11 protein-coding genes are annotated in these 14,437 nt (G+C 48.3%); 4 read left to right on the top strand and 7 right to left on the bottom strand.

Annotation, left to right across the window (positions count from 1 at the left end):
- Positions 1-56: 56 nt before the first annotated feature.
- Positions 57-1,262 carry an ABC transporter substrate-binding protein gene (locus PsAD26_RS02715; RefSeq protein ID WP_063309186.1) on the bottom strand — a complete coding sequence of 402 codons (1,206 nt, stop codon included), beginning with the start codon at positions 1,260-1,262 and terminating at the stop codon, positions 57-59.
- A gap of 436 nt (positions 1,263-1,698) precedes the next feature.
- On the opposite strand from PsAD26_RS02715, the gene PsAD26_RS02710 reads away from it, so the two are divergent.
- The 3 genes from PsAD26_RS02710 to PsAD26_RS02700 are packed head-to-tail and all read left to right on the top strand — an operon-like array spanning position 1,699 to position 4,718.
- Positions 1,699-2,277 carry an XRE family transcriptional regulator gene (locus tag PsAD26_RS02710; protein WP_063309185.1) on the top strand — a complete coding sequence of 193 codons (579 nt, stop codon included), beginning with the start codon at positions 1,699-1,701 and terminating at the stop codon, positions 2,275-2,277.
- Positions 2,278-2,331: 54 nt separating this feature from the next.
- On the top strand, positions 2,332-3,456 hold the full coding sequence (locus PsAD26_RS02705; RefSeq protein WP_063309184.1) for a cupin domain-containing protein: 1,125 nt from the start codon (positions 2,332-2,334) through the stop codon (positions 3,454-3,456).
- 47 nt (positions 3,457-3,503) lie between these two features.
- Positions 3,504-4,718, top strand: a complete 1,215-nt coding sequence (locus tag PsAD26_RS02700; protein WP_063309183.1) for an aminotransferase class V-fold PLP-dependent enzyme — start codon at positions 3,504-3,506, stop codon at positions 4,716-4,718.
- A gap of 238 nt (positions 4,719-4,956) precedes the next feature.
- On the opposite strand, the gene PsAD26_RS02695 is transcribed toward PsAD26_RS02700, so the two are convergent.
- From PsAD26_RS02695 to PsAD26_RS28705, 6 genes are all read right to left on the bottom strand, one after another.
- The gene (locus tag PsAD26_RS02695; protein WP_063309182.1) at positions 4,957-6,741 is read right to left on the bottom strand and encodes an IucA/IucC family protein; all 1,785 of its coding nucleotides are present in this window, start codon (positions 6,739-6,741) and stop codon (positions 4,957-4,959) included.
- Complete coding sequence (locus tag PsAD26_RS02690) at positions 6,738-7,796, bottom strand: GNAT family N-acetyltransferase (RefSeq protein ID WP_084403550.1); 1,059 nt, start codon at positions 7,794-7,796, stop codon at positions 6,738-6,740. The genes PsAD26_RS02695 and PsAD26_RS02690 overlap by 4 nt, the downstream gene beginning before the upstream one ends.
- The gene (locus PsAD26_RS02685) at positions 7,783-9,306 is read right to left on the bottom strand and encodes an IucA/IucC family protein (RefSeq protein WP_193758240.1); all 1,524 of its coding nucleotides are present in this window, start codon (positions 9,304-9,306) and stop codon (positions 7,783-7,785) included. The genes PsAD26_RS02690 and PsAD26_RS02685 overlap by 14 nt, the downstream gene beginning before the upstream one ends.
- 355 nt (positions 9,307-9,661) lie before the next feature.
- Positions 9,662-11,002: a SidA/IucD/PvdA family monooxygenase gene (locus tag PsAD26_RS02680; RefSeq protein WP_063309179.1), complete on the bottom strand. Its 1,341-nt coding sequence runs from the start codon at positions 11,000-11,002 to the stop codon at positions 9,662-9,664.
- 22 nt (positions 11,003-11,024) lie between these two features.
- Positions 11,025-12,206, bottom strand: a complete 1,182-nt coding sequence (locus PsAD26_RS30390; protein ID WP_063309178.1) for an MFS transporter — start codon at positions 12,204-12,206, stop codon at positions 11,025-11,027.
- Positions 12,207-12,465: 259 nt separating this feature from the next.
- Positions 12,466-12,819 carry a divalent metal cation transporter gene (locus PsAD26_RS28705; RefSeq protein ID WP_084403549.1) on the bottom strand — a complete coding sequence of 118 codons (354 nt, stop codon included), beginning with the start codon at positions 12,817-12,819 and terminating at the stop codon, positions 12,466-12,468.
- Positions 12,820-13,655: 836 nt separating this feature from the next.
- Between PsAD26_RS28705 and PsAD26_RS02670 the strand changes: the two genes are divergently transcribed.
- Positions 13,656-13,868, top strand: coding sequence for a hypothetical protein (locus PsAD26_RS02670; RefSeq protein WP_063309177.1), 213 nt, complete (start codon positions 13,656-13,658; stop codon positions 13,866-13,868).
- The last annotated feature ends 569 nt before the right edge of the window (positions 13,869-14,437 follow it).

The raw sequence follows: 14,437 nt of genomic DNA, 5'->3' as shown, positions 1-14,437 counted from the left end.
CAGAAGAGCCCGGTCATTACTCGGCAAAATTCAACCTCTTGTGGTAGAGGTCTGAACTAATTGAAGATTTTGGTTTGCTTGTAGCTGTCGCCTTCGACGATATACTTGCCGATATAACCCGCGACATCTCCATTCTCATCAAACTCGTGGGCCCCAGAAACGCCCTCGTAATTGATGTCTTTGCCCGCAGAGATCAACTCACGTGCTTTTGCCCATTCACCCGGACCAACAATCTCACCTGGTGCATTTGCAACAGAACGAAGCGCATTTTTTACAGCGGTGCGATCGGTTGAACCAGCTTGTTGAATTGCCAACGCAATCAACATGGTAGCGTCATAAGCCTGATCTACAAATGGCTTGTCTGACCCGCTGCCAAATGTCTCGTCAAACCGAGCATGAAACGCTTCTGTAGCTGCATTTGAGCTCGGAGAACTTGGTGAGGTAAAGAAGGAACTGGCAAGAGCATCTGCGCCAATTTGCTGAATTAAGATGTCATCCCGCAGACCGTCTGTACCAATGAACTTCTCGAAGAAGCCATTTTCCAATGATTGCTTGACGATCTTCGCGCCACTGCCGGCTGCATAAGCGATGACAACAAGTGCATCAGCGCCGCTGGAGGCCAAGGTCGCCAACTCACCACGGTATGAGTTTTTCTTGTCTTCATGCTTGGAGAATTTGGTGACTACCCCACCTAATTTCTCGTATTCAACCTTAAAAGTGTTACCTATGCCGACGCCGTAGTCATTGTTAACATATGTAATTGCAACCTTTTTAAAGCCTTCTTCCAGAACGGCACGTGCGAGTACTTTACCTTGATAGTTGTCGCTTGGAACAATGCGGTAGACATAGTCGTTGTCTTCCAAATTGGTCATGCTTGGTGCTGTCGCTGTTGGAGAAACCTGAAGTACGCCGTTTGGAATAGCAACCGCATTTGCCGCAGCAATGGTTGCGCCAGAAGACAGTGCTCCCATGATTGCAACAACGTTCTCAATATTTACCAATTTACCCGCAGCATCAACTGATGGCTGTGCAGATGCCTGACTGTCCGCAACAACAAGCTTCATGGTTTGCCCGTCCAACAAACCACCGCCTTTGTTCACGTCTGCCTCTGCTAGTTTTGCCCCGTTGAGGATTGGTGGAATAAAGTTGGCGAGAGGCCCCGTCACGCCCATCAAAGCCCCAACTTTAATATCTTCGGCCCAAGCCGAACCTGCAAATGTTATGCATGCTGCTGTCGTCAGCATCAAAAGAGTCTTATTCATAAATCCCTCCCATTGCATTGCACCGTCGGAAGGCTTTGGCCTCATTGAATTCAGCTATCTCCTCCAATATCGGAGATTCTTACTGCTACAAACGGCGTAATACGTAAAAACACTTGCATATGCGCAAGATGCTGTCAATCACCTCTCCAGAAGCGCAAGTATCCTCATAGTCTGCTGTTTTCCTGTTTTGATGACAAAGAGATATCATCAGAAATTACCCACTCGAACTAACTTCTTGGACAAATGTTATTTTATATTTCAATTATGAAATTCTCTTGCACTAATGAAATTAGTCATTCTATTGTGTGTCACAACAATTAAATGCACGAACAAGCAAGTAAGCTAATTGAGCGAGGCATTATCTATTTTGCGACGTGAAACAAGTAATACGGCAGCGATCTCTCGGAAGCCTACGAACTCGAAGAGGCAAGAGAAATTGCACATTGGTGAGCGTGTGAAAACCTTCCGCAAAGCATTGCAGTTATCACTCAGTGAGCTCTCCATACAGACTGGGATTTCAGAGGCGACATTGTCTCGTGTGGAGAATGATCAAACGCTGATGAGCGCTGCTAATCTTTATGTTTTATCGCAAGCTCTCAATGTAGATATGTCTGCATTCTTTGAAAGTCGGGGCAGTCCGGCTCGCAGTGGCATTCGCAGCATTACGCGCAAAGGGCAGGGCGTTTTTCTGGAAACAGAACGCTATAGTGCTCAGGTGTTGAGTAACGACATCACCAACAAAATGATGAACCCAGCCATTGATATTGTAGCAGGACGAACTCTGGAAGAGGTTGGCGGATTACATGCTCATCCGGGTGAAGAGTTTTTGATTGTGCTGGAGGGAAACTTGCATTTGCATTCAGAACACTATGCGCCTCTGCTCCTGGAGGCTGAAGATTCCATCTATTTCGATAGTTCAATGAAGCATGCTTACGTTTGTGCAGGCGATACTCCGGCGCGTATTTTGGTGATCGCGACGATTGATGCCACGCACCTCAAAAGTGAGGGTGAATAAGCACCACGAACTCTATTTTGTTTATCACATTTGAAATTCTGGGAGGGACGTCAAGTGGCACAGTTAGAAACCAACGTAGATCACATTGCATCTGCTGAAATACGGTTGCCAACCAACGATCTGAAAGAGGACTTGCCGTTTTTCAGCAAGATCCTCGGTATGAAGCTGGATATGATTTTCCCAGCTGACAATCCTGCTATTGCGGTGATGTCTGGTCACGGTCTTCGGGTGCGCCTGGAAAAAGATGCATCAGAACAACCAGGAACACTGCGTTTGCTATGCAAAGAGCCTGCTGATTTTGCTGAAGGGCAAACCGAACTAATCGCGCCAAATGGCACTAAAATTGAGATTGTTGACGCCTCACCACCACTGGAAATGCCCAAAACTCAACACTCTTTCATAGTCAGGCATATGATTGACAATGATCCTTGGGTGATTGGTCGCGCTGGTATGCAGTATCGTGATCTGATCCCGGATCGTTTGGGTGGCAGTATTATTGCCTCTCACATCCGCATTCCAGATGCAGGTCCTGTTCCGGATATGGTGCATTATCACACCGTTGGGTTTCAGTTGATATTTTGCTATCGCGGCTGGGTCCGGCTTGTTTATGAAGATCAAGGTGAGCCATTTATCCTCAAAGCTGGCGACTGTGTTATCCAACCTCCAGAGATCCGGCATCGTGTACTGGAATCCTCTGGTGAGCTCGAAGTAATTGAAATTGGCGTTCCGGCAGAACATATCACCAGCATTGATCACGAGATGGACTTACCGAATGGAACCGTCAATCCAGAGCGTGAGTTTCAGGGGCAAAAATTTGTTCATCATCAATTAGATAGCGCCATATGGCAGCCTCATCGCCTTGATGGCTTTGAATGCAGAGATACAGGCATCGGCTTAGCAACAAAACAGGTTGCCAATGTGCAAGTCGCCCGTGCAACGACGGGGCCAACTGGGTCTGTTACCAGCCACACCTCGGATATCTTGTTTTCTTTTGTCATGGAAGGCAGCGTTACGCTGGTCAATGAAGAGGGTAAAGCCCATCAACTCAAAGCTGGAGATGCGTTTGTCATACCACCGGCGATGAAAACATCACTGTTGAATGGTTCTGATGATCTCGAGATTTTGGAGGTTTCGTTGCCGGGAGGCTTTGAGACCAAGCTTCATGACGTTACCTCCTAAACGGCTTCGCTGCCTCCATACATCCTATTGTGAAGATTGGAAATTCAGTGAATTATCAAGATATTATAGCGCTTGACGACAATGATCCGCTCAAACACTGCAAGGAGTTGTTTGAAGAACGGCCCGGCGTCATACATTTAGACGCGAACTCTCTTGGATCTATGCCAAAGTCAGTTCCGGCGCATCTTTCGCAGGTGTTTCAAAGTGAATGGGCTGATGAACGCAGCGCGAGTTGGGCAGCGGCCAGCTGGATAGCCCGGCCTATGCAAATTGGTGCTGCGATAAGTCGCCTAATTGGTGCTGCCCCAGAAGATACGCTGGCCTATGACAATACCACGCTAAACCTGTTCAAGTTGCTGACAGATGCGCTGAAGCTTAATCCGGATCGCCAAGTGATTTTGAGCGAGAAGACCACATTCCCTACCAATCTTCACGTAGCGCAAGGCTTGGAGAACGCTCACAGCGACCAGCTGAAAGTTGCCTATGCGGACCCAGATTTGGACATTCTTGATGCCATCACTGAGGATGTTGCAGTCGTTTATCTGTCACAAGTGGATTACCGCTCTGGGCGTCGTTTCAACATGGAGCAAATCAACGCCAAAGCCCGTTCTGTTGGGGCATTAACACTTTGGGATCTCTCTCATTCTGCGGGTGCTATTCCGCTGGATGTTGAGGGCACACAAACAGATTTTGCGGTTGGATGTGGCTACAAGTATTTGTGTGGCGGTCCTGGTGGTCCTGCATGGCTATACATCAACAAAAAGCATCAGAATAAGATTTGGCCAGAGATCTCTGGTTGGATCGGTCATGCAAATATATTTTCATTTTCTGAGCAATTTGAACCAGCTGAAGGTGTTCTGCGCCACATGACCGGATCTCCGCAGGTGATTGCAAATGAGATTTTTTGGTGTGCAGCAGAGATCTGGAATTCGGTTGACCCGCATCAGGTTTGGGCCAAGCATCGTTCTCTAAGCGAAACGTTTGTTACGCTTATCAAAGAACAATGCGGCGATCTTGGTGTCGAACTTGCGTCCCCAGAGAATTATGATGAGCGCGGTGGGCACGTATGCGTTTGCATTCCCGGAGATGGGAGCAAAATCGTTGAAGCGCTTAAGAAGAAAAACATAACCTCTTCTTTCCGTTCTCCAAATGCAGTGAGATTTGGCCTGTCACCACTCTATCATTCACACGCAGATATGTGGGAGGCAACACAACAACTTCGTGCTGTTTTGGAAGAGCAAGTGATGACTACGCAAGCCTGATTTGTGAGAGATGTTTTCTGCAAGACGACAATTTCGTTGATTGCAGCTCTCCTCTGATCGAGTTTGCCAATGTTTGATTACTGAGAAGAACAGTGTTCAGGCGGTGAGAACAGGTTGTTATGATCAGCAAAGATCAACTCGCCACAACAGTTATCTTGTTGGGTTATAGCAGATTTCTTCATTGTCAGAGATTAGGCAGAGAGGCAGCTCTATCAGATCGCAGAGCTGCCTTTTCTTCTTAGCAGAGTAGGGGATTACTCAAATCCATACCAAGCGCAGGCAACGGGCGTTCAGCGCTGTCACCATATCCAATTTCAAAGCGTACTTTGTTGATACACACTCTGGGAATGGTCGGCGCAAACAGCTCAAATGTCTTAAAGCGTGCACTATATTCCGGGTTAGCGGCAATATAGCTCTTCAGCGTATCTGTAAGAATTTGGTAGAAACATGTCTCAGTCATCTGCTCGGCTTGTGCCAGTGAAGATGACAGAAATCTGAGCACCGTGACGAAGTGAGCAGTTTGAATGTCATGTACAATGTAAGCTGGTGGCTTTGCTGGCAGTAATGCGCGCAGTTCATCACTTAGATCGCACTGCTCAGGGTAAACCTCATTTACGAGATCGACATCTCCTTGCAAATCTTTGATCGCCATACCGACAGGTACATTGTCTTCCAGAACAATTGTTATGTTCTGTCCGTGAGCAATAAAACCAAGCCCATATACGCAGAGCATGTGATAGAGCGGCACAACGGTGACTTCAAACAACTTTTGCAGCCAATCCGCTAAATCAAGATCTGTCTTTTGCGCGAGATGAGCAGCCAGGGGAACGCTTGAACCATCTTTGTGCAACAAGGCAGCGTAAAGATAAGCTCTGCGATTTGGTCCCACTTTGTAGTCTGCAGGTTCCCGCCAGATTACCCCCAAAGTTTCATCATGCTGATAGGGAATATCGCGAAGCTGCTGGTAAAACGGATGGCGATACCATACACCGCGCAGTTCTTTTAGAATGAAAACCTTATTCTTCAAGTGATCATCTGATTGAACAATTCCATCCAACCACTCAGATAAGTCAGCTCCATGAGCGATGTATTTTCCAGGAATTCCTCGCCATGCTGACGTGTTCAGGATTGTCAGAGCAACCTTTACATCTGGGCTTTCAGGGCGGTCCAGACTGGTGAGCGTCCGCAAAGATGGGCCCGAAACATAGCGTCCGCCAAAAGTACCCAGCAGGATCAGGTCTGCTGTTTGTAGATCATTGATGTACGTTTGTTGGAGCACATGATCCCATTGCCAGGGGTGTACAGGAATGAGACAGTAGCTTTCTAGAGTACCTCCTTTGTTTTTTAGAGTGTCCATTAGTTGCGCCATTTCAGTTGCGGCTAAGGTGTCTTTCAGAAAGCTTTTTTCTGCTTGAATATCACTATCGCTGATCTCGCAGTTCTCACGGCGAGCAGCAAGCCATAACAACTCGATCGGTTGTCGACTCTCCGGCGCAAAGCGGGCGACATCCTCTGCTCCCCAACCAAGGCGACCTTTGTTTGCTACGGCTTTTGGATGCCCTTCCAGCACCGCGTGTAACTCATATGGTTGCATTTGGAGGAGCGCGTCAGCATCATAACCTTCGCAGGATTGAGCCAGAAACAAATCCTGACGCAGAGTGTTGGACATTTCACACAAAAAGGTGGCCAGTGTTTCCGGTCTCATTCCAAGTTCGGTCTGTGCATCCACTGAGAATTGAAGAGGAGACAATGGCAGTGTCAATGCGGGAGCCCGGGTGATACTGCCTGCGTCCACCCAGAGGTTCCCCCAGACCATGGTTTGCGCCTGAAACGTGTAGAGTACACCTGAGGCAAGGCGTAACTCAAAAGTTTCGCCGCCAGTACAAACAGGGTCTAACACTTCTTCATAAGTTAGTTCACTAAGTAATTTTGCGAGCGCTGTCTGGCAGACTTTTGGCCACAAGGGCGAGGGACATGTCGTGTCCGCCACCATTGTGCTGCACTGCTGTTTGTCGAGGATCATAAGCGAACCTCCTCAAAAAAACGCTCCCGCCGGCAGCACATGAGTGCCGAGCGTTTATGCGGGAAATCGAATTCCATGAGTTTTTCATAGGCAAGAGAATCTGCATAGGAGAGCAGTTTGGCGTTATCCACCCGAGGCTCACCCATTATGTTATCAGTCAGCGGGCAGTCCAAGAAAAGATAGTGTGTCAGCCCGCGCAACCAAGCGCCGGTTTTTACTTTGCCTAGGTGCCTGCGTTCGCCAATCAGCCCATGCCAGCCTCTGTCGTAACTTTGAGAGGCGTAATAAGGGCCAAGACGGTCCTCTCGCACCCAATAAGTTTCGAAGTAACCTGCTTCCTCACCATTAAAACAACCAATTAGTGGATAGGTGTGGGGTTTGGCCTGTAATGTTTCCAGGTATGCCTTCAGCTCATCTTTAGATTTTGCCAGCTCCCAGAAATATGCGACACGACCATCGTTCATCCAGCGATGAAACCTGTCCAGATCACGGTCTATATCAACGGCACGAAATGATACAACAACGTCAGCAACGGGATCATAACGCTCGTAGCACAGCCCGATTGGATGTGGCGGTCTTAATGGATGATCCCGACCATCTGGCCCTTCGAACAAACCGGTGCGAAGACGGCCTGTGGATCTGTGAAGGAGCCAGAGCTGTGGGTTTTGATAGAAGCCTGAGCGATACACTCGATACTGCCCATTTGCTACCGCAAGAAATGGCAGGTCTCGCGGATCAATAGTGTCTGCAGCCAGGCTGATTTTCAGAGTTTCTATCTCTGAATGCGACGAAAAGCATGCCTCCAGACACAGCAATACTGCTTCTAGTTTTTCTTCTTGAGAACCTTCCAAATAGAATGAAAAACTCAGATTTGCCTCTGTCGCATTCTCCAGATGAGCATAGGCAAAAGCTTTGGTGTCACGCAACACGGTTAGCTGTCCGCCATTCCAATCTTCGGATGTAACAACCTGAGCAAATCTGCAATCAGAGGAGCTATCATGTGTTTTATGGGCAATCGAAAGTGATGAGCCAATAGGCATCCTATGCAATGTCATCGTTATTTCTCTTGTTATTAAATGGGTTGGCTATTTTGAAGAATGTTGCGAGCTGGCCAGCTCCATCGCCCGATGCTTCGTTTACGTTGCTAAGGCTAGTGCGATAGTTGCCCTTACTGACCAATGTTGGAGAGGTCAGCAGATAGTCATAAAAGGATGGGTCGCCAGTCGTATTTTGAGCTGCGGCTTTAAATCTTCTGCGGAGCGTGTCATAGGCGCGCGCCTCGTCCATCAATCCATCAATCACCAGAGTGCTAATGGTATGGAGCAAGTTATTGACAATCACGTAATAGCAAAGAAGCTCATCACCAAGCTCAGGAGGGACTACATTTTCAGCATTTTTACCAATGTCAGGTATGTAGGCAGACAGGACGTCATGGTGGGTCGTTAGGTGACCTGTCCCCTGACAATCCCTGACATAAAGATGAGTGGGCATGCCGTCTTCCAGTGCAATCATCATATTTTGCTGATGAGAGCCAAACAGCAGACCGTAGGTGGCGCGAATATCAAGCAGAGGCAGGATAGCCACTTGCATGAATGCATCCAGCCAGCGTTCTGCCAATCCCTGAGGGGAGAGTGTTTTTTGTGCCGCCTGCCTATAAATTAAGTCACCAAGTGGGGAGGGAGCACCAAGTTGAGGTTCACATAAACTGGCGAGCATGGCGGGGCCAGTTTGCGTCGGTTTATGGAACGGATTGTCCCGCAAAACTACAAAACTATCCTCCAGTGCGCCGCCGTCTTCATCTTGCAGAGCAACATATCCGGGCTCAGTAAGGATGGTCAGATTTGGGAAATCACTTGCCAACTTGTCCCCCAAAGCAGCTGAGAGCAGCTCTGCCATCTGCACACCGCGTTCAACCTCCTTGCGAGCAAGTACTCTTTTTGAGTTTGTCAGTCGCATGGAAAGTGAAAACTTAAGCATGTACGGCGCCTTGAAAGCGTGTACTCCGCGCATTGATGCAGTTGCTGCAAATGGCTTGCCAATTGACCCATAGGGCTTAAGAAACCCCTGCTGTATCCATCGGATAACTTGAGGACGAGCCAATAAACGTTCTGCCTGCCATGGGTGCCAGGCAATAGGCACGTAATCCTTGTCAACTTTAGTCCGCAGTGTTTCCGGCAAGGTTTCATCGCTTTTGGCAAGGTCCAGGCACATGTCAAAAGCTGTTATTTGCACACCAGAACCTGAAACCAGGATCGAACGATCTGCCAAGACCCAGAACAAAGAAAACTGCCCCTTTAATTCAGGCGATAACAACAAGGCATCGGCTTTGGTCAGCTCGTCTCTGCTACGTGGGTTTGGATGAGTCGGATGGCCGGAAATAAGCGCTTGCTCAGCGCCCTGAAAATTCCAGTTCTCTGCAGCATGAGGAGATTTGTTGGCGTCCAGCTCATAAGCTTGCACTTGAGCCTGATGACTATCCAACACCCTCGATAAAAGCGTAAACTGCTTTTCGCTGTGCTCACCGCTGATTGTACTATCTGTAATAAGTGCAGTCAGCGCACTCATGAGGCTAACAGGCTTGCAGTGCCCCTCGCTGTTCCAGAGGTAAAAGGGCAGCTGTATTTCAAATCGAGCAGCCGTATGGTGAGGGACTTGCAGCAACAAGCGATCATTGTTTTGCAGAGGAAGACAAACTGTATCCTCACAAAAACATAAAAGCTCTTTTTGCTCGTGTGATAAAAAAGACCAGCCTGACCATTCGCGCAAGAGCGCATTTAAGAACGCACTTGCAGTGGCATACTCAGCCCTTTGTGAAGGTGTAGGAGGCGCAGACACAGGACGATTGCTTGCCTGAGTGTAAACTAAGGTTTTGTTCATGGCGAACCTGATGAATAGAGCAATTAATGATTTAATCAGCGGTTCAGGCTGGTATGACCTGATTTAAGATTTCCGCTCGTGGCACACTTGGCCAATCGATTAATTCGCTGTCTTCTTCCAGATCGAAGAGAGGCTCTCCAACAACAGCGTTCAATATGGTCGCACTCCTCCACGTCATGAGGCTCATTTGCGGATCCACAATGCCGTGAGAGGAAAGGCCGAGATTTAACCCAAAAATCTGAAGGTTTCTTGGTCCGTCCCATTGCAGTCGATAGGATGCATCCAGTTCCGGCAGGCCATTTTCATCTAACGAAAGCCGCGGTAAGAGCGGCGTCATAAACTCCGGAAGCGCTGGTTTTGCCCCTGTCGCTAGTATGACCTGATCCACGTGCTGCGTTTCCGTCTGACCGCTGATCGTAGAGTTTGAGGTCAACCGATAGCCGGTTCCCTGCTGTTCCATCGCTTTTACATCTCGTCCCGGCAGCAAGGTGATGGTGCAGGGATCAGCGCAAAGATGCTTGCGGCGATAGATTTCCCCGTACAGCTCGTCGACTGTGCTTGGGGTTAGGCCGTCACTTGCTAGCTTCTGGTTTACCACTTCTTGTCGCTGGCTTTGTTTAGGAAGAGTCTGGTAGCTTTGAACATAAGCAGGTGTAAAAACCTGATCAACAAACCCACCTTCTTCGAGAGGGGAGAACCGGGGCAAATTGCTGATCCACTGGACCTCCAATGGAGCTGCTTGCGTATTTGTCAAAAGGTCCAGAACAATTTCCGCACCGGTTTGTCCGCCGCCAATGACTGCAATACGTTTGTTTTTTATCTGCCGTGCTTTGTTGAGGTAACTGCTTGCGTGGAAACAATTCTCACCTAAGTATGCGGTCGCCCATTGCGGTATAAAAGGCTTCATGCCTGTGCCAATAACAAGATTGTGAGTGTGCTCAACTCGTCCGTCTTCAAACGCCACAGATAGACGCTTGTCTTTCACCGAGATTTCCTGGGCAGTGTGGTTCCAATGAAGATTGCTCATCTTGCCAGCAGCCCATGCAAGATATTCATTAAACTCCACACGGGTTACTCCGGTAAAACGGCCAGCTAAAAAGTCATAGAACCTCTTCTTTTCAACCAGGAATGCCATAAAAGAGTATGCGCTGGTCGGTTGTACCGCTGTGACGAGGTCTTTCAAGAACGATGTTTGCAAAACAGAACGCGAAAACATCAATCCCTGATGCCAGCTGAATTCTGACTTACTGTCAAAAAATGCTGTGCGAATGTGTGATGAGCTCTGTGCCAATGCGGCAACGCTCAGATTAAACGGCCCTATGCCTAATCCGATCAGGTCATAAACTGGTTGCGTATTCTTCGGCATCTTGACGATCTGGGACATGTCAAGGCTCCTTTGTGTTCTGTTAAATATCAGAGGGACGCAAAGGTCGCGCAACTGGCTTGTGGCTGATCACGAACCCGGAGCCACCTACGCAAAAAACAAGTGCGATGAGGGCGGCAAATGAAAAAGTTAAGGTCAGACTCGTCTCTCCACCAAAGCCGCCAAGAAGGGAGCCTGTGGCTAACCCGGCAAACTGAGAACAGGAAAGAGTGGTCGACCCTTTTGCTTTGAGTGAAGCTGGCAATCGTTTCAGCAAATATACTGAATTAGTAGCTGCGAGCAGTGCTGCTGAAGCGCCAATGATAGCTGCACTCATTGCGATAAAAGACAGCGTATGCGCTATGCAAAGCAGACTGAGGCCTGCCGTAAAGCTAATTGCGCTGGTGATTTGCACAATGCTTGCATGCTTGCGAACGATTGGTAAGAGGCCCAACTGAGCGACCAACCCGCTTAGAACAGCAGCGGTAAGACAATAACTTGCAACAGTGGTTGCCTGAGTTGAGTTTAGCTGCATGCTGTCTTTTATAAGCGGCCCCAGCAGCACATATGTTGCACCAAGGCACAACTGCAGAGCAAATCCAATCAAAAGCGCAGTTTTGGGAAGTGTGATCCGGTTTTTGTATTCGTTGCTCTTTTTGCATTTTGTCATTGCTGGTGATGACTGCTTAAATGCGAAAAATAAGCAAACTACATAGACTGGAATTGGAGCAATAAGCGGAGCGACTCCCCCGAGAAGCAAGAGCGGAGCCACAGCTGCGTTTCCCGCAAGTCGTCCAAGACCTGTCATAGAACTCAAACGACCTATCGGAGCTAGAAGCTTGGAAGAATTTCGCGAATTTCTTGCGAGTATTGCTTGAGTAAGCGGAAGGAGAGCTGGAACTGAAATGCTATAAGCAATTCGTGCCGTAATGAGGACAGCTAATCCGAGGAGAGGTGAGATTATAGCATAGCTGACTAGCATAAAGCTGATTGCAATTGCAGACACGCTTAATACCGCGAAACTCAGTATGATCTTTAAGGCACCGAGAGCTCCGATATATGCTTCTATTCGTCCCCAAGCAGGCAAACTGATCGCAGTTGCCATCAAGCCTGTTCCTACTACAACCCCAATCATACTGAGTGTCAGGTCAAAGACATCTTGCAGTAACGGCACCATGACCACCAGACACGCCTGATGGAATGTACTCGCCGCAATGGCAGGCATAGTTATCGAAGGTTTAAACACTGGAGACCACTATTCTCAATACAATCAGGAGGTGTGTATTAAATATGAGTCATACATTCAAGTATAATTTTACAACCGCTCTGTCAAGCTGATCTATCAAATATTGCAGGGCTTTAAAGAGAGAGTTTTTCTTGGAGTACAAAAACTACCGCAGTTGCATTATTGAGGCGCAGTGCGGGATATTTGGGTAGCAATTGACTAGTTAAAAGCAGCGGGCTTTAAGTGAGGTACAGAAAACTTAAGAATTAAATCGTTGTTGTTGTTTGGTAAATCTGTGCGTGATAATACAGCGAACCCGTAGAGTGGTTTTTAGGTTTATGAAGCCTTCTATAGCAATTTTTGCTTCTGTGGTGGCGATGACTCTGGAGCTCAGGCCACTGGCAAGCAAAGCTATACTGATAAGAATAAGTGCAAATCCGGGCCTTGAAAGAAGAGTGAGCAATCTCTGTGCGCCCTCTAAAGCTTCTACGCCGCAATCTCCGGAGTGATTGAATGTTGTGACAAAGCGGATAGCTTCATGGCGTTCATTTGGACTGCTACCATGCGCTCGTGCCTGCACAATACCAGAGTGATGACATACATCATGAGGCATTGAGGTTGCGTCCGATGATGCCAAGTACCAAATAATGCATTTGTGGATCGGAGATAAATTTCACCATTGGAGCAAAGCTGAAAATGACGCTGTTCAAATCCGGTTTAGTCAATACAAGCTGCATCACAAAGCAAAAGAGATTACCTCAAGAAGTGCAAGGATGAGTACTCCGGTAAAGCAAATTTAGAATGCTAACTTGACACGTGAACTCAAAACTTAAAGTTCACACTCTAGGTGGACGTTTGAGCTGAGAGCAATATTGTAAAATATTTTATATAACAATATTTTAACCTAGTTATGTTGCGGTGCAATGGCATTTTCATTCCCACTAAATGCGAACCCAGAACTTTCTTTTGTCACTGGCGACTTAGTGCGCAAAACCCCACTGCATACGATCGCGGCCCGGAAGGATCCCAAAGCCGGGGTAGGGGAAGCTTGGTATGGGATTGCGAGGAGGATATTGCGCTGCTTGACTGCAGATGGAGGAGGGGACGCAGCTTCGCCGAACATAGCGATAAATTGCCCGAATGACCCCGATTCTGTCGCGCCAGAAGTGCAGGGTCATTTGTTGGGGAGTGCGGTGCAAAGCAGTTAAAGTCAGCTCAAGGCGGGTGCTAGACGATACCAGCCGAGACGAGAGGGCACCGGCAAGCAAGACGCCTCCTGTTCTAAAGCGCGGACCAGTCACACTTCGCAGGTATCGACACACCCACAAAACCAACGGTATGACACTTGTAAGCCCTTGATTGTTCAAGCTGGTATGGCATTGCGCGGTACCGGGCAACCTAAACTCAGGCCATGTGTAAAGAGCATAGGCGACGGGAGGAGCGAGCGCCATGCACGTGAACTATATCTACACAGAGCACCCTCAATGGGGGATGGAAATCCTACGCTACACAAACGAGGAAGTGCGCGAGGTCTTTGGCGACAAGAACGCCGAGGAGCTATGGGTGGGTAAGATCATCCTGCACCGAGGCGGTGCCTATCTTGACATGCTAAGCGCCGCCAGAGACAAGCTCGCTGCTGAACTCGACGCCTATCCTACCTAGCTCGCAAGGAATTTTAGCCCCGTCAGTAGTGCGGGGTTGCAGTCGTGAAGCCGGGCAAGGTGCCCGCTGAACGGAGGAAATTCTATGAGAACCAGCATAATCAGGATTGCAGCACATAACTTAGCAAAGGCGGGGTTTGATGTAATTCGGCCATATGAGGCCTGCGATCCGATCGCTCACGCCCTCGATGACAAAGCTGCGGTCAAGGCGTGGGTTAACGCAGACAGCATGACACTCACGGTGGAAGTGAACACCAACCAGATCCTCGATGCAGCGACTACTTCGGAAAACCGCTGGAGGATCTGGGACGCTAACAGGTTACTAATGATCCGAAGGATGTGGGGGCCTTCGCAACGCCAAGTTTACGTCACATCCGCAAAAGTGCTCCTTACATGCACAACGGTGTCATTTCATCCCTGCGAAAGGTTGTGTTGCTTTATAAATTGTTTGTCGGCGACGCCTTATGGACAAATCGATCGATTTGAGTAATGGAGTGTTTTGGCCCATGATCACTAGATTAGGAGTGAACAATGGGGCAATACACAAGGACCGCCAGCGCTGCAGCTGAG

This window comes from Pseudovibrio sp. Ad26 (assembly GCF_001623285.1).
Classification (GTDB): Bacteria; Pseudomonadota; Alphaproteobacteria; order Rhizobiales; family Stappiaceae; genus Pseudovibrio; species Pseudovibrio ascidiaceicola.
This window is presented reverse-complemented; position numbering and strand designations above follow the sequence as displayed.